This is a genomic window from Draconibacterium sediminis (assembly GCF_000949475.1).
GTDB lineage: Bacteria > Bacteroidota > Bacteroidia > Bacteroidales > Prolixibacteraceae > Draconibacterium > Draconibacterium sediminis.
In genome coordinates, this window is sequence record NZ_JRHC01000003.1 from 296,006 (window position 1) to 316,082 (window position 20,077).

The following is a 20,077-nucleotide window of genomic DNA, read 5'->3' on the forward strand; positions in this document are numbered from 1 at the left end:
ACGGTGCAAAACAGCATCCTAAATTGTTACTTTTTTGCTGTTATTATTTTTGTTCTTCTGTTCCGTCAGCATAATGGGCAAAGCGGCCTTTCGATCGTTCAAATACCTGTTCTTTCATTGGCCAGGGCCATCCGCCGAACTGTGTTTTCTGGTACTCATGTATCGTTTCTCTTATTTCCTGTTCGGTATTCATCACAAACGGGCCATATTGTGCTACCGGTTCCTGAATTGGTTTTCCCTGCAGTAATAGCAGAAATGCATCTTTACCGCCATTCACAATCGTCTTTTCTGCTATTGGATTTAATGTAATTCTGTTATTCACCGCTATGCTTTCGCCTTCTATTGTGATAGCATCTCCTTGGTAAAAATAGAGGTTTATATTCACCTCTTCTGCTTTATCAGGGAGCGTGTAAGTTGCTCCTGCTTCCATTTTTATCGTGTAAATGGCAACTTCATTTTCAGGATCAGCTGCCCACGAATTAGGATTAGGGTTTGGAGCTTTAGCCCCATTCAATGTACCCGCAATAATATTGATTTCCGTTACTTTCCCGTTTTCATTTTTTGATTGAATAACAGGAATCGTTTCTTTCCAAAGCATTTTGTAATGCGGTTCAACCAACTTACTTTTTCGGGGCAGGTTGAGCCATATTTGAAAAAGTTCGAGCGGATTGTCTTTGTCTGCATTAACAAGCGGAAACATTTCAGAATGTTGAACACCATTTCCTGCAGTTAGCCATTGCGCATCTCCCTCCTTATAGCGTCCGGCACCACCGAAGGAATCACAATGGTCAACTACCCCTTCCTTTACAACGGTAACCGTTTCAAAACCCCTGTGCGGATGGTAAGGAAAGCCCGGCACCACTTTTCCATGATACATGCTGAAGCCGTCTTTACCCGTAAAATCCTGACCAATATTTCTACCCTTTAACTGATCGGCATCAAGGCCCATTTTTTCATTTCCCGCGGGGAATTTATCGCGATGATAGGCACAAAACAAAAATGGATCTTGTGCTTTCCACGGAGCTCCCAAAGGTTCTACACGAAGTATTGAATTGTTATTCATAGTTATGATTTTATTGTTTATGCGAATCAGAGTTTGATCTGGAATATGGACACCTATGAACAAGGATTTTCCCGCTTTCTTCCTTCATTATCGAGGTGAAAAAGGGAGAAAATCAGCATTTTACTGTACTATTTTCAAACCTTGATTTGCATTGTTTCTTTTAAATTGCTGTGGCCCGTTGTTTGAGCCGGTTCAGTACCTAACACAAAAAGCGGGAGAAAATGTTCGGGTTAAGCCTGAAAATAGTGGCGTTTTAACACTATTTAAAAGAGTTGACTACGAGGGCGTGATTTTAAAATATATCAGCTGATAAAGCAATTTGCCTTTTTATCAAATCTAAACTATCTTGTGCTTAACAAAAAGATATTGATTCACCCAAATCGAAAAAAATGCCAACAATCAAACAAAAAACCCAACCTAACGAAATAAAATCGTCGCGCCCCAACCAACCTGTTGCTTCCTTTTTGCAGGAGGCCGAAAACCTTTATGTATGGTGTATTGATGATATACCTGAGTTGGTAAAAGCCGGTGTTGATGAGGAAATGATTAACACATTGCCGGAAAATATTAAAGCCTGTCGTGATGCCCAAACGCTATGGAAAAAGAAACTAAAAACTCCGGGCGAAGTACAGGTGCAATGGAAATTACAGCAGCCGGAGGCCAGTAAATTAGAGGCCGAATTGATTCGTGCCTTGCGTTTTGCCTTTCGGAATAATCCCGATTTATTAGCCAGGCTAAAATATATTACAAAAGGTAACAGCTACGCAAATCTTATTCAGGACCTGAATGATCTGGCATTACTGGGGCGAAAATACACGCAACTACTTACTGTTATTGGATTTGATATGGACTTGCTCGACACAGCAACGGCAAAATCGAAAGAGTTGGCCGGTTTGTGGGCACAGACTAAAAACGAAAATGCCCGTTTAAATGAAACGGTAGTTGCGCGTAATAAGGCGTTCTGGACCTTACATCAACAAGTTTCGGAACTCCGCGCGGCCGGCCAGTACATCTTCCGCCACCGAAAAGACCGCTATGTGGGTTATGTTAGCCAATTCTGGAAGAAAAAGAACGGGCGTAGAAGCATCCCCGACAACTAAATCCCTTTCCCTGTGCAAAATATTCATGAGCGAGCTACTAATATTTAGGTGCGAGCTATATAAATAGTGGTGCGAGTAAGAAATAAATACGTGCGAGCTAAAAATATATACAAGCGAGCTATATATAAATGGCTGCGAGCTATACTCGCAACTGAATATTAATAGCTCGCATAACGATATTAGTCACTCGCATAGCAATATTAGTAGCTCGCAGGCTATATTTATATACTCGCAGGGCAATATTGTGTGCAGGGACGGGTGAAAATGCGAAAACAGAAGTAACATTACTCCACGCGAAGGGATTCGCGCGGTAGCGGAGGCCCGGGAGAATTAAATGGGGGAGGTTTTGTTTCTTATTGGCCGTTTACAAGGTGTAATTGGTTGGTAACTTCCTGGTAAAAGGTTTTTACTTTCTGCCTGTAATCTCCTTCTCCCAGTGTTTCGATAGGAACGTATCCGCGATATGACGATGCTTTAATGAGATACATAATCCGCTCAAGGTCGGTTTTTACCGGTTCCCCGTTAACATACACCTGTTCTTTTAACTGCCAGTTTACGGCGTAGGGTATGCTTGCTTCAATTTGTTGGTAGGGGTCGCCCAAACGATAACTTCCCACATCCAGAACCAGCCCAAACCATTCGGAATGAATCTCTTCAAATAGTTGTAGGACATGATCTGAAGTTTTAATAAACTGCCAATGGTTTTGGATGGCAACGATTACTCCATGCTCGGCACCAAACGCAACACATTCGCGGATGGCAGCAATCATCGAATTAAAAATTTCCTGGTTTTCGAACTGTCCCGGATTCGACTGTCCGGCGAAAATGCGCAGAACCGGTGCGCCCATTTTTTCGGCAGCAATTATCCAGTTTTTCACCAGTTGAATGTTTTCTTCCAACGACTTTGGATCGCCACTGGTAAAATCGTTACGAACTCCGGTACCACTTATCTCCAGACCCAGTTCATGGGCTTTGCGTTTAACCTTGTAAAGCACCTCGTCGGAGGGAACGGCAGGGTAGCCGGGGAAATAGTAGGCGGTTAAATCCACCGCATCGAATCCGGTTTCAGCACAAAATTCCAGCAGCTCGTCAAGGTTCATTTGCCCTTCCGAAAGAAGGTGATTAAACGAGTAGGCATTTAAACTGGTTTTTAATTTTGGCGACTGGGCAAAAAGTAAGGTGGATAAAACAAGGCAGAAAATAACAAGTGCAAAATGTTTCATAATTGTAGGTTTTAGGCCACGATAAGATAGAAATATTTTACCGAACCGCAATTCGGAATGGAATGGCGTTCTTTACCTTCAAATACAGGAAAAGACAACAATCTGCACAAATTCCGCAACAAAAATAAAACGCTTAGGAACCGTAATTTGCCAATTTATTGTTATACGATTCAATTACTTTGAACACCTGATGATCAGCGGCAAATACTTTTTCATAGGCTTCTTTTGCTAAGCGGAAATTCAACTTGGCATTCCTGAAATCTTTTTTGTCGTGCTGAACTAAAGCGGTATAGAATTTTAAATTTCCGCTTACTGTATAGTCGGTTGAATAGTCGCTGATTTGTTCTGAAAAGAACTGAAGCAACTCGTCGGGTTTATTATTACTCCAGTAAAATGTCATCAGGTCCTGATAAATTATTGGAGCTTCCGGAGCTATTAAGAACAACTGCTTTGTGCGCTCCCTGTAGGCTTCCGTATTCAGCGCCATTTCCAACTCAAGCAGTGCTTTTACAGTGGAATAATTACCGGGTTGAATGGCATCCGATTTTTTGTAATATTCCATGGCATTTACCGTATCCTCAAGCTCCAGGTACATTACGGCAATCATTCTGGCCACATTCGACTTATTTTCAGCATCGTTATACAGGTCCAATGCTTTTTTTGCACTTTCGATGCCTTTTTCAGTTTGATCAGTGTATAAATAGGCATAGGCAAGATTATAATTACTGTAGGGATCCTTGCTGTTTAGTTCGATCGATTTTTTAAAAAATGGAATAGATGCTTCGTAGTCGAGGTTGATAAGACAGGCATAACCGATACCATAAGCCGACCAGGAATCAAACACTCCTTTTTTATAGGCAGTCAGGTAATAGCTTTTAAATTTGTCGACCAAAACCGAATCCGGCAATAACCAGTTATCGTCGTATTTTAAATGAATCTCATGATAGAAATTCCCTAATTCTTTTTGTAACTCATAATTATCAGGATATTTCTCAATCAGGTCGGGCAATACCGTATTTGGCGAAAATTTGTAGTTGGAAAAATTACCTTCACTTCCGCGAATTGCTGCCAGTTTCTCGCCCGGAGTTAAGTCTTTTAATGCAAAAATCTGGTGCATTTTAGTTGTAACGTAGTAGTTTAACACCAGATTGGTTTTGGCAATTGCAATTTCCGGTTTTTCATTATTCGGATCGGCATTGTCCAACAGCTTATATGCCGATTCATATTTTTTTGATTCAATAAGCTTATTCGCTTCTGCTATTACTCCTTTTTGGGCAAAGGAAATGGTGACGCAAAATAGCAGAATTAGTGTAAGTTTTAGTTTCATTTTTTGTTGTTTATGTTGCCTAACGTGTTCAAATCCCCGCTTTTGTGTACATATTCTTATAGGGTGGGTATCTGATGGTTTTAAGTTTTGTCGCTTTAAATGTAAATATAATCTAATAAAAGCAAAAGTTGGCTGGGTAAAACACTTTGATTGCCAGCCTGTCCTTTCGCTGGTGCGGATTTTAATCCGTACATCAGCCACAGGCTGATTATTTTTTTTTCAATTCTATCGAATTGCATACCGATTGCAAATCGGCGCGAGCGGGGTATGTGTAATCCAACAAGTCACGTTATTTTCATATTGTAGGGTTGGGTTATAATGCCCATTAGTGCGTGTAACCCAACCTTCTGTATAAATTCTCTATTTAAGTGCGTATTCAACCGTTGAATGTTATAGCGCAATAAATGTAAACATAATATGGTAAACCCAATAAGCGGTGAGACAGAAATAGTTAACATTGGTGGTTGCTTTATCAATTAAACGACAAGAATGATACGTTTTGGTGGCTATTATCGGGCTAAATGCTTTTTAATTTGGTGGTTGGGATTATTTGAGTAGCTTTGCAGCGCTGATTTTTATTCAGCAGTTCATAGTTTAGTAAAATATTCTGCCACTAAAAAGGCACAACAGTATCCGTTCCAGGTTTAATTGTTCACAATAATTTTCTGAAGACGTTTCAATTTTACTTATTTCTTTGAAATTGAAATTGTAGAAATTAATTAGTTGAATTATTAAAAATTTATCACACTTACCATCACTGGTTTCCCTTTATTACAAAGCATTAAAGCAGGTTAACAAATTATACAGCATAAAAAACAATTGTCGTACGTATAAATATGGCAATATGTTGAATCTCCGGCCTTTATATATTCTTAAAAGTTTATTGGGCCACAATGTTTCAGAAAACACCTTATTGACAGTACAATGTGCGGAAATTAAAACACCGCAGCCATTGTTTAAGCCGGGCAGCACCAACTGCTAAGGCGTTAATACTTCCTTCTGAAGCATATTCCAAAAATAATAATGAATACAAAAACGATTGTCCGGATAGGCCGGATAATAAATTAAAGAACATGAATAACAACAGATATAAAAACATTAGCAGAAATCGCGCTCCACGAAAGAAAGCCGTTTCTACTATTAACCCAAATTTACTGGTAAAACAGGCTGTAAGCGTTGAAACGGCTCCTTTTGTAGCCGAACAAAGCTTTAGCGAAATGCCGCTTAGCGACAGTTTAAAAAATAATATCCGCCTGAAGGGCTACACGGAACCAACCGAAATACAACAAAAATCGATAAACGATTTGATTGCGGGCCGTAACATGATTGGTATTGCAGCCACAGGAACGGGTAAAACCGGTGCTTTTTTAATTCCGGTAATCGAAAAAATGCTGGCCGATGATACTACCACGTGTTTGGTGGTTGTTCCAACCCGCGAACTCGCCCAGCAGGTTGAAGATGAATTTAAATCGTTAACCAGGGGGCACAAACTGTTTTCGGCATGTTTTATTGGCGGAACCAGTGTTAACACCGACATGGGCAAAGCACGGAGAAAACAAAACCTGATCGTGGGTACTCCGGGCCGTCTGAACGATTTAACATCGAGAGGGACATTGCGCCTTGGAAACACACCGATATTGGTGCTCGACGAATTCGACCGCATGCTGGATATGGGATTCATTAACGATATTAAGAAGATTATTGCACTGATGAAAAACCGTAAGCAGACGATGTTATTTTCGGCTACCTACGAAAAAGCGCAGCAAAATCTCATTAAACAATTCGTTCAAAACCCTGTACGGATAAACATAAGCAGTTTAAATAATGCCGCCGATACGGTGGAACAGGATATTATCAGGGTTGGGGCAAACGAGAATAAATTTGAAGTGCTTTATAATTTATTGAACAGCGAAGGTTTTGAAAGGGTAATTTTATTTGCCGAGACAAAACGGAATGTCGACAAAATAAGTCAGCAGCTCCGCAAAGTGGGCATCAATTCGGATGTAATACACGGGAATAAATCACAAAACTACCGCACAAAAGCTATACGCATGTTTAAGATGGGTAAAACGCGGGTTTTGGTAGCTACCGATGTGGCAGCCCGTGGTATAGATGTGGATGGAGTGACCCATGTTATCAATTATCAACTTCCGCAAACAATGGATAGTTATATCCACCGCATCGGAAGAACCGGCCGCGCCGGAAAAAAAGGAATGGCTTATACGTTCGTTAATTAATAAACGAACAAGCACATATATATAAATACAATTTTTAAGATTACGATTATGATTGAAGGAACAGTAAAGTTTTTTAACAACGACAAAGGTTATGGTTTTATCACAGCAAACGAAACAGGTGAAGATATTTTTGTTCACCACACAGGTTTGATTGATGAAATTGCCCAGGACGACAAGGTAAAGTATAACAAAGAAATGGGCAAAAAAGGCGAGAATGCCGTGAATGTTGAGCTTGTTTAATAGTAAAACAACTATACGAATTAAAAGGATTTTGGCTTTGCCGAAATCCTTTTTTTTTGTAAAAAAAGTAAGCTTTGAAGGATCACAAAAACTGACAAACAGTGAGATGCCTGAGATGCCTGATGCACCTGCTTAACGAATGATCTGAGAACATGGATAAGGGGAGTGGACCAGCTTGCTTAAATACGTCGGAATGGGAGTTTTTTTGTGATCTCATCTTAGCTATTCTGAAACTGGTATTTCAAATGATTAGTATTTTTCATAACTTATGTAATTATTGGAGCTGCAGCATGTTGTTAGTCAGTATTATACGAGCCTGAAAAGGTAGCTTGCAGCCGATTTATAATTAACCAAAACAAAGGAGGTTACACATGAAAAAGTCTATTAAACTATTGGCAATTTTTGCTGGCATCATTGCATTTTTAATTCCCCAGGCCTGTTCAGACGTGGATAAAAAAGATGGTGAGCTTGAGCAGGAACGACTGGAGGTAGGGCGTGCTTTACTCGAAATGCAGGCATCTGACGTAGCAGAATTAATTCCGTACTATACCGATGATGTAGAATATCACGATCCGATTGTTGACATTAACGGAATTCAGGATATGACTGCATTCCTGAATCAGCTGATTCTTGGCGCCTCTCCCAATCTGTCAACAATTGTTGAGGATGAAACCCTCATGGATAATACTTATACTGCCACCTGGATCATGTCTGGTACTTTCAACGGTGTTCCGTACCAGGCCAAAGGCATTTCCATTTTCAAGTTTATGCCCAACTCTTCGCAGGTTTATTATCAGCGCGACTACTATACCGAAGGCGATATAATGGCTACCACTCCCGGTTTAGATGAGGCAATTATGGGGTTCAGAACTTTCTATCGCTGTGCTGTTGATCCAACTTTCGAATGTCCGTTGCCACCGCCTGATGAAGTAAGCATGGTAAAAAGCCAAATGAGTTCGCAGGATCAAATTAGCAGTGACCAACTTGTTGTGGGGCGTCAATTGGTAGAAATTCATGCCGGAAACTGGGTAAATGTGCTTCCTTTTCTCGAGACTGACTACGAATATCACGATCCGATAGTTGATATTTATGGTCCCGACACTATGGCGATGTTTCTTGGGCGTTTGTTTGCCGGATCGTCAGAGTTGTACACCGTTATAGACGAGGAGACTATTGGTGACGATATTTATATGGCAACCTGGACCATGTCGGGCGAATTTAACGGAGCTGCATTTAATGCTCCGGGTATGTCAATTGTAAAATTTGTTGAGGGTACCACACAAACCTATTACTCGCGCGATTATTATACCGAGGGCGATGTAATGCTTGGCGTTCCCGGACTTAGCGAGGTTGTAACCGGATTTCGCGACTACTATCGAAGTGCGGTAGATCCCAACTACGTTAGCCCTTAGTTGAGCTAACTAAAATAGTTTTACTTCCCTAACATTGGAAATAAGGTGCGTATCTCTTCATCGGAAGGATGCCGGCCGAATTCGCATATTTCAAAAGCTTCCACTGCTGATGCTTTTTCAGCTGTTTCGGTGTTGTACCATTTCTCCAACGATTTACGCATGGCAGGAGTGACGGTTATTAAACGCATTTTTCCCAGCCATTCCAGTCGGTCTTGCTCACTATCCGGAACATCTTCCAGCACGCCATTCAACCATGGAAGCCACTCAAAGAACTGCGACTCGTGTGCTGCCATTCCATAAACTTTCTTATCGTACACGGCTGAAATATCAACAGCAATATCAGGTTGAAAAGGATTGGGCTTTTGGAAATTATCGTGCGAATACAAAAATACCGGGTTCACTTTTAGTGCCGCAACATCAGGAGCCACATTGGGTACGGTTACCAGGAAAGCTGCATCCTGAACGGCGATGGCTGTATTTCTGTGGTCGGGGTGGTAATCGTACGGGCGGTGTGTAATGACCACATCGGCATTCCAGTTTCGGATGATACGGATGATATCGTGGCGTAACTTAAGTGTTGGCATCAACTCCGCGTCGTGGTTGTCGAGAACTTTATACGTCACCCCAATTCTTTTCCCTGCTTCTTCAGCTTCTTTCATCCTTATTTTGGCCAGTGCGCCACCGCCCTTGCTGAAATGTCCGGCATCGCCGTTGGTCAGCGAAACAAACAATACATTGTGCCCCATTTGCGCAAACTGGTAAGCGGTGCCACCAACATCAACGTCGGCATCGTCGGGATGGGCGCCAATAACAACCACATTTATTTTTGAATGCTGTGCATGGGTGGTAAAAGCAAAAAAGCAGCATAAAAGGACTAAGATCGAAGTTCTCATAAGTAGTTAGTTTAGTTTTATTTAGGTTTCTAAGTTATGTTTTTTTGGGGATTATTACATAAAATTTATGACACGTTAAACGCTTAGATGAGGAGACTATTTTTTGTGGTAAACCATCTTTCCGGGTCTGTTATAAAACTCCTGTGCAGAATCCACAACAAGCACCCAATCATGTCCTTTACCGAACGTTGGTGGTTTTATTTTTGTTTTAGTTGATTTATCAATTGATGGCCCTTCGAAGGAATTTCCGGTACGGGGATCGAACCACCAACTGTTAAAAGTTGGCCCTCTAAGCTCCGAGAAATCAAGGGCTGTTGTTTTTCCCGTCGGAAAATAAATCATAGCATAAGTACCATTACCATCTCGCGTAGCAATAACATAATTGTTATCCTCAGGCTGTGAATCCAAAACCATGGATTGATCAGGTATGCGGGTTAAGACAGGCCGTGACAGCATTAAGTTTTTTAAATGTTTCATTTGATTGGCCATTGGCAAATCAAGCGCTTCGGGCCAGGGACGTAAGGGGTGGTTTACCGGAGTTTTATCTGGTTTATACATTTGCCATACATCATGACATCCGTATGTTTGACCAAACGCACCTGCAAATACATTCCAATACATTATTCGCCTTATGTCGTCAGGTATACTGTAACCTAATTCTTTTGCATTAAAACAATTGGGATGATCTTCGTAAAGCGGTTCGCCATCCAATACCGGTTTTATTGGACGAAGATTGTAGTCGTGTTTAATATGCAGGTAAGTACCCTGATTGGCACAGTGTCCTGTTTGATGCATGTTGAAGTCGAGCCATTGCTCATTGTGGAACCAGGTAGAAGAACCTCCGCCTTCTTTTGGTTGAGGATGGTAGCTCATTAAGGTATTTTCATATCCACCTGCCATTGATGCGATTCCTTCAGCCATTGCATTCCATATTGCCACATCCTGTGAATCTTCCCGGGGATTTCTGTCACCACCGATAATCCAGATTACATTGTCGCAATCCGCATACCTGGCTCCAATATATTCACCAAATGATCTGGTATTAGCTAAGTTAAACACCTCTGGCCCTTCTCCCCAACTATTCTTATTCAGTTTATCACCCCATGTCGGCAGTAATGCAATATACATCCCCAATTCAGAAGCTTTGGCGATGGCATAGTCGACATGTTGAAAATAGTCATCATTTGGATAACGGGGGTCATTGTCTTTTAGAGGAGTGTTTCCATAAGGGTTTGGGGTGTTGAGTCCATCCAATTCAGCCAAAACAACAGTTTGCACAACATTAAAGCCCTGAGATGCTCTTTTTTCCAGGTACAAATTTATCTCATTGCTGTCACATCTGTGCAATAGCTCCCAGGCAGTATCACCTAACCAAAAGAAAGGATCTCCTTTTTCGGTTACCAAATACCGGCCATTTTGGCTAACCATTAATCTCTGTGCATTTAAATTAGTAACAAGTGTAAAAAGCGATAAGGCGATAATGATGATAGTCTTTACCATGATTTTTCAGGATGATGTTTTTAGTCGAAATAATGTCTGCATCGGTTAATCTAGATTAAACGGATTAGATAATAGAACTGTGTACTTCAATAACCGAATTAGAAATTTTTGATACCAAATTAGCAAATTTTAGTTCTATAAAAATATTAAAATTGAGTTGTTTCAATTACCTTGATTTTTAGTACAATTGTTCTTCTCCTGTCAGGAGAGCCTGTCCTGACTCTTCATCGGGAAGGGGACCGCGAATACAGCGTTAATGTGGTGAACGCATTTAACAATACCGAAAAACAATGAATTTAACAGAATCTGATATCTTTGAGAGAAAAACCAATTTAAACCTACTATGCAACGACGAAATTTTATAAAAACTACCGGGCTGGTAACTGCCGGAGTTAGTATGGCGGGCACTTTGTCTGCTCACCAACAACAAATTACAAATGCTTTACCACATTGGCGGGGATTTAACCTGCTGGATTATTTTTCACCCGCCCGTGGCAGTAATTCCAACGGCTCAACCGAAGAGGACTTTAAGTGGATGGCCGACTGGGGATTTAACTTTGTCCGCATCCCGATGGCGTATCCGCGCTACATCAAATTTGATTCTTCAAAAGATATTACACCAGATGATGTATTGAATTTTGATGAGAAAGAAGTGGACAACATTCAGCAATTGGTTGATAAAGCCAATAAACAAGGACTGCACGTGAGTTTGAATCTGCACCGCGCGCCGGGATTTTGCGTGAATGCCGGCTTTAACGAGCCCTACAACTTGTGGCAGGACGAAAAGGCGCAGGAAGCTTTTTATGCGCACTGGGGAATGTGGGCTAAACGTTTTGCTTCGTATTCCAACAAGCAGATCAGTTTCGATTTGGTGAACGAACCATGTACCCGTGAAGATATGAACGACCAGTTTTCGCGCCGTGGACCAATTCCCGGGGCATTGTACCGTAAAGTGGCCAAAACAGCGCTTGAAACCATTCGTAGCCATAATCCAAACCATTTGGTGGTTGCCGACGGAAACAATGTGGGGGCCGATGTAATTCCTGAGATTTTTGATTTGGAAATCGGTCAGAGTTGCCGGGGATATTATCCGCATTATGTATCGCATTACCGTGCTCCGTGGGTATGGGAAAACCCTGATGATGCGCCAATGCCGGTGTGGCCGGGTCAGATTGACGGAAAAAACTTTAGCCGCGAAACCATTGAGGAGTTTTATAAACCGTGGATCGATGCGGTGAAAAACGGGGTAGGCGTACATTGTGGCGAATGCGGATGCTGGCGCGAAACACCACACGATGTTTTTCTGAGTTGGTTCGGAGATGTGCTCAGCGTGCTGGCTGAAAACAATATAGGTTTTGCCTTATGGAATTTCAGAGGCGATTTTGGATTGCTTGATTCCGGACGAAAGGACATTGAATACGAAGACTGGCACGGCCATAAACTTGACCGCAAGTTGTTGGAGTTGTTGCAGAAGTATTAGCAGAAAAGCTGCAAGCCTCTAGCTTCAAGTTACAAGTTTTTTACGCTTGGTGTTCAGGATTTATTTCATCATCGTCCTTACGGACTACGTTTTAAAGTTCCGGACTTTCAGTTCCAAATAGAGGAACAAAATCCCGATATGTAACAGCATAGTCCGTAAAGGCGATGAGTTTATTCCCCCTGTCAAGAGACTACCCTTTATAAACAAATATTTTACTAATAATTTCTGTAAGAGGAATTCTAAATGAGGCGCATGCTAGGTTTCATTTTCAATTGACTTTTCTATTTGCGCCTTTGTTAATACGTCTCATTAACCCCGGGCGCCACTTTCCCGATGAATCGGGAGTTTGCCCGGGGCTGAATTAATACGGACTTTCAGCCCAATATTTTATTTGATTAAAAGAATAAGCGCTGAAAGTGCGTAATATTTGAGCCCAGGGCAAAGTAATTCAACGAATTACGTCGCCCTGGGTCGTGATGATATGATTTGAATCGTCCGGTGAAAGAAAATGATCGAAGCTAATTGGTACTCCCGGACGAAATTTAAATAAGAAAAAGATGTGTATAAAGGGTAGGTCAAGAGAGCCTGTCCCGACTCTTCGTCGGGATGTGGACCGCGTTTAATGCGGTAAGGTGGTGATAAATGAAAAAGCCCCGTTCTGTATGTAAAGAATTAGTACAGAACAGGGCTTTAACTATCGTCTTTGATTCCCAACGTGGAATATGTTATACTGCTAGTTTGGATTTAATCGTTCTAAAACTTATAACCAAAATTCAGGCTTGGTTCAAAAATATATTTGGGTGCTCCTTTTTCAACTTGTGCAAAATCATCGGGGAAATTGGTGTCAATAGGCCAGTATTTGAGTGCGTAAGCAGGTTCAATATAAATCCGCTTTTTAGCAATTTCAAAACGGTAACCAGCAATAAGCTGCAGATACAACTGAAATCCTTTCTGGATTTTTTCATCGTTAACATCGTAATACTGTTTCATAAAAGGGGTAGCCTGGATGGTGGTAAATACACCCTTCCACAAAAATCGCTGGTAACCGGCACCAATACCATAGGCGCGTACAAATCCGGGATATAATTCGTCTGAATCTCCGTAAGTGCCAAGCGGTTCTTCGTATTTCCAGGTGTTAAACTCCACAAAAATTCTATTCTTCTGATCAATCTGGTAGCCATAAGTCAATAAATAGTAGTCGGCTGCATCAGGAAAAAAATTATAGAGCATAAACAGGGATGCTCCAATCGAATGTTTGTACATAACATTTTCAGTCTCCGAAGATGGGGAATTGGAATTTGGGGAATTTTGCCCAAATACAGCGGTTGTGGTCAGCGCAGAAGCGATGAGAAGGTTTAGTTTAAAATTCATTGTTAGATTTTTGAGTTTTTAATCGGTTTTTAAGTTGAAGTCAATGATATTCTTTTCAGTTGAGAAGTTAAACTTAATAAAAAATGCTATTCGTTCAATATCATTGAGTTATGATTGTATAAGAACCAGTTTGTCGTCGGTAGGAATTTCATAGGATATTTATTAAAAGGAACTTCAATTTTCTCCGGATGTATAAGTGTTAGAAGGCTCTACATAAAAAGGCTCCATAAGAAAATTATGAAGCCTTTTTAAGTTCAGCGTTTCGTCCTGAAATTTTAGTTTTTGCTATAGCTCAAATCCCTTAAGTACCAGGAATCATGTCTTTTTACCGTTCTCAGGATTTTAAGAAAGTCTTTATTCAATTCCTCAAAGAAGTCCTTGTATTTTTCTGAAAACTCTTTATCGTATTCTAAATATTCCATCTGGTTTTTCCCGAACGACCATCCGATAAAAACCGGTCCGTTGTAGCCCAGTTCTCCTGATGCAACCCGCCATGTATCGTTATGTCCTTCTGCTTTCATATGATCAACCGCTTTTTTCATAATTCTTCTGAATTCCTTTTGTTTGCCCGGAATGATATAAAATTCCTGGAATTCCATGTAGTTTACACTGTCCATTGGGATGCGGTTAACCTCAGGGATTATACTCAGTTCAGCATATTCGGTAATTGTTTTCGAATAATTTGATTTCATGGTTTTTACCCATTTCCCTGTTTTTTCTTCACCAAACTTTTCCATAATTCTACCCCAATCTTTCTCCAGTTCATCAATATCAGCTAATGAATTGATAGGGTGCCAATACTGGTACTTAAAATCACCCGTTGTCCAGGCATAAAATTCGTATTTGTAATTTTCGTCTTTACACAACTGGGCCAGTTCTTTACTAAATTCCCAGTACTCGTTTATATGCTCGGGATGCACTTCTTCTTCCCAGCAATACCAGAGTTGTTTACCATTTTCCTGTGCTTGTGTGGTGTGGATGGTACAAACCAAAAGGATTACGATCAATCCTAAGCCAATTCTTTTCATCTTATTAATTTTTAGTTACTTAAGTAAGTTACCGCAAATCAATAAGAAAACAAAATAAAAATACGAATTGGTGTTTTTATCGAGGATGAAAATAAAAAGACCCGTTCTGTAATCGTTAAATCATACAGAACGGGTCTTAACTTCGGACTCCCGACTTCGGTTCCCGACGCCTTGGTCGGGACTAGTGATACTTCGCATTTTTGTTTCGCTATACTCACAAAAATGGAGAATCACTAAGCTTCCTACGCCATCAGCTTTTTATATTTAAAACGTTTTGGTGTTTCGTTGCCCATACGTTTTTTGCGGTTCTCTTCGTATTCCGAGAATGAACCTTCAAAGAAATGCACGTGTCCATCGCCTTCAAACGCCAGAATATGTGTGGCAATACGGTCGAGGAACCAGCGGTCGTGCGAAATAACAACGGCACAGCCGGCAAAGTTATCCAAACCTTCTTCCAACGCTCGCAGTGTATTAACATCGATATCGTTGGTAGGCTCATCGAGCAGCAACAGGTTACCCTCCGATTTTAATGCCAGCGCGAGGTGAAGACGGTTACGCTCACCACCCGAAAGTACGCCACATTTCTTTTCCTGGTCGGCACCGTTAAAATTAAAACGCCCAACATAAGCGCGGGCATTTGCTTGTTTGTTGCCCAACATTATGGTTTCCGTTCCGCCTGAAATAACCTGGTAAACTGTTTTCTCCGGATCGATAGCTGCATGGGTTTGATCCACGTAACTTACTTTTACGGTGTCGCCAATGTCAATGCTTCCGGCGTCGGCTTCCAGTTGTTTCATAATCAGTTTAAACAGCGTGGTTTTTCCGGCTCCGTTTGGCCCGATTACGCCGATAATACCGGCAGGCGGAAGTTTAAAACTCAGGTCTTCAAACAACAGTTTATCGCCAAAACCTTTCTTTACACCTTCCATTTCAACTACTTTATCACCCAGGCGCGGACCGTTTGGAATAAAGATCTCCAGTTTTTCTTCTTTCTGTTTGGCGTCTTCGTTCAACATCTTATCGTAAGCACTTAAACGGGCTTTGCTTTTAGCCTGACGTGCTTTTGGTGCCATGCGTACCCATTCCAGCTCGCGTTCCAGTGTTTTTTTGCGTTTCTGACTGCCTTTTTCTTCCTGTTCCAAACGTTTTGATTTTTGCTCCAGCCACGAGGTGTAGTTGCCTTTCCAGGGAATACCCTGGCCACGGTCGAGTTCCAGAATCCAGCCAGCAACATTATCAAGGAAATAGCGGTCGTGCGTAATACAGATAACCGTTCCTTTATACTGATCGAGGTGCGCTTCCAGCCACAAAATACTCTCGGCATCGAGGTGGTTGGTAGGCTCATCAAGCAACAGCACATCGGGTTCCTGTAACAACAGTCGACACAGGGCAACGCGGCGGCGCTCACCTCCTGAAAGTTCGCTTATGGGTTGATCGTTTGGCGGACACTGCAAAGCATCCATCGCACGCTCCAGTTTGCTGTCGAGGTTCCAGGCATCCAGTGCATCCATTTTTTCCTGCAACTCGGCCTGCTCCTTCATCAGCTCGTCCATCTTATCCGGGTTCTCATAAACCTCGGGCAAGCCAAACAACTGGTTGATCTCTTCGTAGCGGTTCAATACGTCAACAGTTTCCTGCGTACCTTCTTTTACCACATCGATAACGGTTTTACTCTCGTCGAGCTGTGGCTCCTGTTCAAGCAAACCAACCGAATAACCCGGTGCAAAAACCAGTTCGCCGTTAAAGGCTTCATCCTGCCCGGCAATAATTCTTAACAGGGTCGATTTTCCCGATCCGTTTAAACCGATGATACCGATTTTGGCTCCGAGAAAAAACGAAAGCGAAATATCCTTAATAACTGTTTTACTTGGTGGGTAGGTTTTACTCACCTTATACATCGAAAAAATTATTTTCTTGTCGTCGCTCATTTTGTTTGTTTTTATTCTGCCGCAAAAATAAGAAATAGTTTAGAGAGAAGCTACCAGCCGGAGTTACCGGCTACGAGTTTTTATAATCCCTAATTATTCTCATGTAGTCAGAATTTTGTCTTCACAATCTTCTTCAACCTGTACCACAAAGTTTCACAAAGGAGGCTCAGAGTTACATGGAGAGAAAGGCAAAAGTAAAAAGTGAAAAAGGTAAAAGTTTCAGGTTTACAATAATCAATATCCAATGACCAATATCCAATGATCAATGACCAATGACTGATGACCAATGACTTAAATATAGCATGTCCTTCAGTCCATCAATCCCTCAATCCTTATTACATCGGAATTCCACCACCTGCGGCTCCCAATCCTGAGAATATTCCAAATAGCACCATTCCAATTATCATGATGGGGTAGAGACACATAATTACAATCATGATAATGCCAAATGTTTTGTAATGCGCGCGCAGATTGTTGAAAGCAATGGACAGTTGATCCTGTTTTTTTAGTGCAACGGCTTGTTTAATACTGTTTGAAAACCTGAACAAATACAAAATGGGCAGCAAATATACACCTGCAAAAACAATGTATATTACTCCGAATAAAGCCATCGGAAACGGGAAAATGTTTGGTTTTGTGTCAGGAATAAATGCTGTCATTATGCTCACGCTGATTCCTCCCAATACCATAAATCCGGTTCCTATAAACCCCAGGATGGACAAAAACTGGCTCCATTTTCCGGCGCTGTGCAGGTTGTGGTTAATTTCTTCGGTAAGCTCCAGTGTTTCTGGTTTTGCTTCCGCCTGGTTCTCTGTAGGTAGTGTTTCTTCGTTAAAGGTGTTGTCTGTATTCATTTTTTATAATTTGAAAAATTTGATTCTCGTAAATATTATGGAGTAAATGCCAGCTTGCCAGCCGCAGTTTAGATTGTTTTAGTTTGGGTGCTTCATGTTTTATTAATTATTAACAGCGTCTATTTGTTGATGTACGCATAGGTGACAAAAGCAAAACGTTTGCCATCGGGCGACCACGAAGGTACGTTAATGGTTCCCTGTCCGCCGGTAAACGAGCACAATGTTTTTACCGATCCGCTTGCCAGGGTCAGCAAACGCAACGAAACAGCTTTCATACCCGGATGTGCACTTCCCTGATCCTCGTGATAACTGATGTAAACAAGGCTTTTTCCATCGGGTGACGGATGTGCAAACCAGTTGGAGTATTTATCGTTGGTCAGTTGTTTTTTATTGGATCCGTCGACATTCATTTGCCAGATCTCCATTTTTCCGGAGGCCATTGAGTTGTAATAAATGGTTTTTCCGTCGGGCGAATATTCCGGGCCGTCGTCTAAACCGGGTGTCGTGGTTAAGCGGGTTTCTTCTCCGCCATCCACAGAAATGGTATACACATCGTATTCGCCATCGCGCTCGGCACAATACGCCACTCGTTGCCCATCGGGCGACCAGCCGTGCCAATACGACGGAACGTTTGGCGTTACAGCTTTTGGTGTTCCGCCTTCAAGGGGCAATATATAAATTCGCGAGCCTTGTTTTGTCGGTTGTCCGGCAACAGGTTCTGATGCTGCCTGATGACTAATTGCCAGCCATTTTCCGTCGAAAGAAATTCCGTGATCGTTGTTACACCGATCAGCAAAGCCAGTGTTTATAAGCGTTTTTTTGTTTGACTCCAGATCTACTTTATACAATTTTCCTTGCTGATTGATAATCAGAAAATTTCCGTCGCGGCTCCAGTTGGGTGCCTCAAAATGAGCTTCTTCACTGCGCACTGTATCACGTTCACCGGTATCGATGTTATAGATTTCGAGTGTTGAACGAACATTATCCATTTGTTGTGCAAACGACATGTAGGGAAACAACAGGAAGAGGAGTAGATATCGTTTTATGTTCATAGCAGATTAATTTAGCCGGATGCTAAAGGTAATAATTTGTTTGAAGTTTTTATGTTATCTAAGAACTGTGAGAGGAATTAATCGGCAATGCCTCTTTTGTAGGTTTCAAGTGCCCGGTTACGGGCCATTTTATGATCAACCATCGGGGCAGGGTAGGTAAGATCCTGAAATTCGGGAACCCATTTTTTGATGTACAGCATTTCTTTATCGAACTTTTTTACCTGTTCAGTTGGATTAAAAACTCGGAAATAAGGCGCAGCATCGCAACCGGTTCCTGCCGCCCATTGCCAGTTTCCATTGTTTGATGAAAGCTCGAAATCGAGCAGTTTTTTTGCAAAATATGCTTCGCCCCATCGCCAGTCGATTAGCAGGTGTTTGCACAAAAAGCTGGCTGTGATCATACGTACACGGTTGTGCATGTAGCCTGTTTTGTTTAGCTCGCGCATGCCGGCGTCAACAATCGGGTAGCCGGTTTGGCCGTTGCACCAGCGCTCGAATTCTTTTTGGTTATTACGCCACTCAATGCCGTTGTATTTAGCTCTGAAGTTCTCGTTCACCACACGTGGAAAATGGAAAAGGATCTGCATAAAAAACTCGCGCCACACCAGTTCGCTCAAAAAATCGGGCGATTGATTATACACCTGCTGCACAATTTTGCGGATGCTAACCGTTCCAAAACGCAAATGAACACTTAGGTTGCTGGTTCCATGAACAGCCGGGAAGTTGCGTGTTTTGCTGTAATTTGCCACAACCGACAGGTCGTAGTCTTTTACAGCAATAGCTGATTTCTGAAAACCGATTTCTTCCAACGTGGGTAGCGAAGAATCAATGGCAGCGAAAGCGTCTGTTTTTAGCTTTTCCTCAACTTTTAGTTGTTGTGCTTCAAAATGTTCGAGCCATTTGTTTTTATATGGCGTAAAAACTGTGTAAGGCGTTCCATCTGCTTTTAGTACTTCGTGGGGCTCGAAAATTACCTGGTCTTTGTGTGAAAAAACTGAAATGTTGTTTTTCTGCAGAAGTCGTTTAACCTTGTCATCGCGCTCAGTTGCATAAGGTTCATAATCGCGGTTAAAATGCACTTCGCCGATTTCAAATTCGTTTACCAGTTCCTGCCAGATTTGCAGAGGCTCTCCGGTTTTTACCAGCAATCCTGAATTCATTTCACGCAGTTCTTTATCCAGTTTTGTAAGTTGCTGATGAATAAAAGTTACCCGGGCATCGTTCTTATCCAGTTCATCCAGAATATTGGTGTCGAATATAAAAAGCACCGCTGTTTTGTCTGCACGTTTCAGGGCTTGCTGCAATGCGGTATTATCAGTCAGTCGTAAATCGCGTCGTAACCAAACGATGTTAATCATATTCATTTTCT

Annotated in this window: 16 protein-coding genes; 5 read left to right on the top strand and 11 right to left on the bottom strand. The window is 41.6% G+C overall.

Annotation, left to right across the window (positions count from 1 at the left end; translation table 11 throughout):
* Positions 1-43 precede the first annotated feature (43 nt).
* On the bottom strand, positions 44-1,063 hold the full coding sequence (locus tag LH29_RS13660) for a pirin family protein (protein WP_045030711.1): 1,020 nt from the start codon (positions 1,061-1,063) through the stop codon (positions 44-46).
* A 389-nt stretch (positions 1,064-1,452) separates the two neighbouring features.
* Between LH29_RS13660 and LH29_RS13665 the strand changes: the two genes are divergently transcribed.
* Positions 1,453-2,163, top strand: a complete 711-nt coding sequence (locus tag LH29_RS13665) for a hypothetical protein (protein ID WP_045030713.1) — start codon at positions 1,453-1,455, stop codon at positions 2,161-2,163.
* A gap of 353 nt (positions 2,164-2,516) precedes the next feature.
* Here the strand turns inward: LH29_RS13665 and LH29_RS13670 are convergent, their stop codons facing one another.
* Entirely contained in the window at positions 2,517-3,386 is an 870-nt protein-coding gene (locus tag LH29_RS13670; protein WP_045030716.1) for a sugar phosphate isomerase/epimerase family protein, read from the bottom strand.
* Between the two features lie 133 nt (positions 3,387-3,519).
* Positions 3,520-4,713, bottom strand: coding sequence for a tetratricopeptide repeat protein (locus LH29_RS13675; RefSeq protein ID WP_045030717.1), 1,194 nt, complete (start codon positions 4,711-4,713; stop codon positions 3,520-3,522).
* A gap of 1,073 nt (positions 4,714-5,786) precedes the next feature.
* Here LH29_RS13675 and LH29_RS13680 point away from each other — a divergent pair.
* The 3 genes from LH29_RS13680 (at position 5,787) to LH29_RS13690 (ending at position 8,602) form a co-directional block, all read left to right on the top strand.
* Positions 5,787-6,950, top strand: coding sequence for a DEAD/DEAH box helicase (locus LH29_RS13680; protein ID WP_052670980.1), 1,164 nt, complete (start codon positions 5,787-5,789; stop codon positions 6,948-6,950).
* A gap of 48 nt (positions 6,951-6,998) precedes the next feature.
* The gene (locus LH29_RS13685) at positions 6,999-7,190 is read left to right on the top strand and encodes a cold-shock protein (protein ID WP_045030719.1); all 192 of its coding nucleotides are present in this window, start codon (positions 6,999-7,001) and stop codon (positions 7,188-7,190) included.
* 371 nt (positions 7,191-7,561) lie between these two features.
* On the top strand, positions 7,562-8,602 hold the full coding sequence (locus LH29_RS13690; RefSeq protein WP_045030721.1) for a nuclear transport factor 2 family protein: 1,041 nt from the start codon (positions 7,562-7,564) through the stop codon (positions 8,600-8,602).
* 20 nt (positions 8,603-8,622) lie between these two features.
* Here LH29_RS13690 and LH29_RS13695 read toward each other — a convergent pair whose 3' ends face one another.
* Entirely contained in the window at positions 8,623-9,495 is an 873-nt protein-coding gene (locus LH29_RS13695; protein ID WP_052670935.1) for a PIG-L deacetylase family protein, read from the bottom strand.
* Between the two features lie 96 nt (positions 9,496-9,591).
* On the bottom strand, positions 9,592-10,995 hold the full coding sequence (locus tag LH29_RS13700; protein WP_052670937.1) for a glycoside hydrolase family 140 protein: 1,404 nt from the start codon (positions 10,993-10,995) through the stop codon (positions 9,592-9,594).
* Between the two features lie 343 nt (positions 10,996-11,338).
* On the opposite strand from LH29_RS13700, the gene LH29_RS13705 reads away from it, so the two are divergent.
* Positions 11,339-12,475, top strand: coding sequence for a cellulase family glycosylhydrolase (locus tag LH29_RS13705; RefSeq protein WP_045030723.1), 1,137 nt, complete (start codon positions 11,339-11,341; stop codon positions 12,473-12,475).
* Positions 12,476-13,228: 753 nt separating this feature from the next.
* Here the strand turns inward: LH29_RS13705 and LH29_RS13710 are convergent.
* From LH29_RS13710 to LH29_RS13735, 6 genes are all read right to left on the bottom strand, one after another.
* Positions 13,229-13,846 (bottom strand): hypothetical protein, encoded by a 618-nt coding sequence (locus LH29_RS13710; protein ID WP_157493695.1) that lies wholly within the window; start codon positions 13,844-13,846, stop codon positions 13,229-13,231.
* Positions 13,847-14,121: 275 nt separating this feature from the next.
* Positions 14,122-14,874 (bottom strand): hypothetical protein, encoded by a 753-nt coding sequence (locus tag LH29_RS13715; protein WP_045030725.1) that lies wholly within the window; start codon positions 14,872-14,874, stop codon positions 14,122-14,124.
* A gap of 242 nt (positions 14,875-15,116) precedes the next feature.
* Positions 15,117-16,802, bottom strand: a complete 1,686-nt coding sequence (ettA, locus tag LH29_RS13720) for an energy-dependent translational throttle protein EttA (protein WP_045030727.1) — start codon at positions 16,800-16,802, stop codon at positions 15,117-15,119.
* A 335-nt stretch (positions 16,803-17,137) separates the two neighbouring features.
* Positions 17,138-17,656 carry a DUF5362 family protein gene (locus LH29_RS13725; protein ID WP_045030728.1) on the bottom strand — a complete coding sequence of 173 codons (519 nt, stop codon included), beginning with the start codon at positions 17,654-17,656 and terminating at the stop codon, positions 17,138-17,140.
* Positions 17,657-17,775: 119 nt separating this feature from the next.
* Entirely contained in the window at positions 17,776-18,708 is a 933-nt protein-coding gene (locus LH29_RS13730; protein WP_045030729.1) for a TolB family protein, read from the bottom strand.
* A gap of 77 nt (positions 18,709-18,785) precedes the next feature.
* The gene (locus tag LH29_RS13735; protein WP_232302845.1) at positions 18,786-20,066 is read right to left on the bottom strand and encodes a cryptochrome/photolyase family protein; all 1,281 of its coding nucleotides are present in this window, start codon (positions 20,064-20,066) and stop codon (positions 18,786-18,788) included.
* Positions 20,067-20,077 lie beyond the last annotated feature (11 nt).

What these genes read in the sequence shown, in the direction of transcription:
- LH29_RS13685 (WP_045030719.1), top strand. Translation starts at nt 6,999, where the DNA reads ATGATTGAAGGAACAGTAAAGTTTTTTAACAACGACAAAGGTTATGGT.
- LH29_RS13670 (WP_045030716.1), bottom strand. Translation starts at nt 3,386, where the DNA reads ATGAAACATTTTGCACTTGTTATTTTCTGCCTTGTTTTATCCACCTTA.
- LH29_RS13700 (WP_052670937.1), bottom strand. Translation starts at nt 10,995, where the DNA reads ATGGTAAAGACTATCATCATTATCGCCTTATCGCTTTTTACACTTGTT.
- LH29_RS13705 (WP_045030723.1), top strand. Translation starts at nt 11,339, where the DNA reads ATGCAACGACGAAATTTTATAAAAACTACCGGGCTGGTAACTGCCGGA.
- LH29_RS13725 (WP_045030728.1), bottom strand. Translation starts at nt 17,656, where the DNA reads ATGAATACAGACAACACCTTTAACGAAGAAACACTACCTACAGAGAAC.
- LH29_RS13730 (WP_045030729.1), bottom strand. Translation starts at nt 18,708, where the DNA reads ATGAACATAAAACGATATCTACTCCTCTTCCTGTTGTTTCCCTACATG.
- LH29_RS13695 (WP_052670935.1), bottom strand. Translation starts at nt 9,495, where the DNA reads ATGAGAACTTCGATCTTAGTCCTTTTATGCTGCTTTTTTGCTTTTACC.
- LH29_RS13735 (WP_232302845.1), bottom strand. Translation starts at nt 20,066, where the DNA reads ATGATTAACATCGTTTGGTTACGACGCGATTTACGACTGACTGATAAT.
- LH29_RS13690 (WP_045030721.1), top strand. Translation starts at nt 7,562, where the DNA reads ATGAAAAAGTCTATTAAACTATTGGCAATTTTTGCTGGCATCATTGCA.
- ettA (WP_045030727.1), bottom strand. Translation starts at nt 16,802, where the DNA reads ATGAGCGACGACAAGAAAATAATTTTTTCGATGTATAAGGTGAGTAAA.
- LH29_RS13665 (WP_045030713.1), top strand. Translation starts at nt 1,453, where the DNA reads ATGCCAACAATCAAACAAAAAACCCAACCTAACGAAATAAAATCGTCG.
- LH29_RS13680 (WP_052670980.1), top strand. Translation starts at nt 5,787, where the DNA reads ATGAATAACAACAGATATAAAAACATTAGCAGAAATCGCGCTCCACGA.
- LH29_RS13660 (WP_045030711.1), bottom strand. Translation starts at nt 1,063, where the DNA reads ATGAATAACAATTCAATACTTCGTGTAGAACCTTTGGGAGCTCCGTGG.
- LH29_RS13715 (WP_045030725.1), bottom strand. Translation starts at nt 14,874, where the DNA reads ATGAAAAGAATTGGCTTAGGATTGATCGTAATCCTTTTGGTTTGTACC.
- LH29_RS13710 (WP_157493695.1), bottom strand. Translation starts at nt 13,846, where the DNA reads ATGAATTTTAAACTAAACCTTCTCATCGCTTCTGCGCTGACCACAACC.
- LH29_RS13675 (WP_045030717.1), bottom strand. Translation starts at nt 4,713, where the DNA reads ATGAAACTAAAACTTACACTAATTCTGCTATTTTGCGTCACCATTTCC.